The sequence below is a fragment of the Parapedobacter sp. ISTM3 genome, from assembly GCF_016533505.1.
Taxonomy (GTDB): Bacteria; Bacteroidota; Bacteroidia; order Sphingobacteriales; family Sphingobacteriaceae; genus Parapedobacter; species Parapedobacter luteus.
Map to the genome: position 1 here is coordinate 1 of NZ_JAENGN010000048.1, position 1,330 is coordinate 1,330.

Consider the following 1,330-nt stretch of genomic DNA (forward strand, 5'->3'; position numbering starts at 1 on the left):
GAAGCTTGCCATACAATAACAAACTACACCAATCGAAATATTGGAGTATTTGATGCCTGCAAAAAAGAATACCCATGATAATGTGAGGAGTATTCCGATTTTAGCGATGTTGAATTTTTCTTTACGCCCAATATTTTTGTTTACCCTAAACAACTTTGTAATCTACCCTAAAAACAGCTACGATTATTCATGTAGTTTTATAATTTAGGGACAATGAAAAAAAGTAAGTTTAGCGAATCTCAGATCATTAAGATTTTATCACAGCAGGAGTCGGGACAATCTGTTTCTGATATTTGCCGGGAACATGGTATTAGCCAAGGGACATTCTATTCATGGAAGAGCAAATACTCAGGTATGGAAGTATCTCAGCTCAAACAACTCCGTGAAATGGAAAAAGAGCTGGCCCAGTATAAAAAAATCGTTGCCGAGCAGACCCTTCAGATTACCGTGCTAAAGGACGTTATCGAAAAAAAGCTTTAGGGCCTGCCGAAAAGCGTGAGCTTGTAGGTTATGCCCGTGAAGATTTTGGGATGAGCCTACGGCAGGCCTGTGCCGTATTTAATATCAGTACATCTGTTTTTTATTACCGTGCAAAGCGCAGGGATGACACAGAAGTCATCGAGCAGCTTTCAAAACTGGCTGGTCTGCACCGTACATGGGGCTTCTGGATGATGTACCACCGTCTTAGAAAGTTACAATATATGTGGAACCACAAACGTGTTTACAGAATATACACCGCCATGCGGTTAAATCTTCGGAATAAGCGCAAGAAGCGTTAATTATCACGTAAACACCGCCACCGATTCTCAATAAAATGCCGCCACCCAAAGCGGTTAAGGATTAACTTGTCGGAGGAAACCAACCTTCGGCATTATGTACAAAGTGGCGATGTATCATACAATAAAAACACTATTGGCACAGGGCAGGTCGCAGCGAGAGATCGCCAGGGACCTTGGGATGTGCCGCAAGACGGTGTCCCGGATAGCCAGGGCGCTGTCCGAGGGCATGGAGGGTCCCGGCGAACAGGTGCGGGTAAAAGTGCTTGACGATTACGAGCAAGAGATATCCACGTACCATGAATCGGGCCTGAGCGCGGTTCTTATCCACCGTAAGCTGGTTGAGAAGCACGGCGTGAATGTATCCTACCCCAGCGTTGCACGGAGTGTGGAACGGCTGAGGAAGCGGGAGGTTTATGTTCCGCTCCACAGTGCGCCGGGCGAGGAATGCCAGGTCGACTTCGGTTACCTGGGGCAGTTCCGGCGCAACGGCCGTGCGGTCAAGGTATGGGTATTCGCGATGGTGCTCTCCCACAGCCGGTATTCGTATTACG

General features: G+C 47.0%; 3 protein-coding genes. All 3 read left to right on the forward strand.

The window, feature by feature from the left end; genetic code table 11:
- Nucleotides 1-213: 213 nt before the first annotated feature.
- Nucleotides 214-480, forward strand: a complete 267-nt coding sequence (locus JHJ32_RS22480; protein ID WP_165292753.1) for a transposase — start codon at nucleotides 214-216, stop codon at nucleotides 478-480.
- A gap of 50 nt (nucleotides 481-530) precedes the next feature.
- A complete protein-coding gene (locus JHJ32_RS23285) occupies nucleotides 531-779 on the forward strand; it encodes an IS3 family transposase (protein ID WP_200122955.1) in 249 nt (82 codons plus the stop codon).
- A 94-nt stretch (nucleotides 780-873) separates the two neighbouring features.
- Nucleotides 874-1,330 (forward strand): helix-turn-helix domain-containing protein (locus JHJ32_RS22490; protein WP_233632814.1); only part of this gene is annotated, 457 nt, incomplete at its 3' end.

What these genes read in the sequence shown, in the direction of transcription:
- JHJ32_RS22480 (WP_165292753.1), top strand. Translation starts at nt 214, where the DNA reads ATGAAAAAAAGTAAGTTTAGCGAATCTCAGATCATTAAGATTTTATCA.
- JHJ32_RS23285 (WP_200122955.1), top strand. Translation starts at nt 531, where the DNA reads ATGAGCCTACGGCAGGCCTGTGCCGTATTTAATATCAGTACATCTGTT.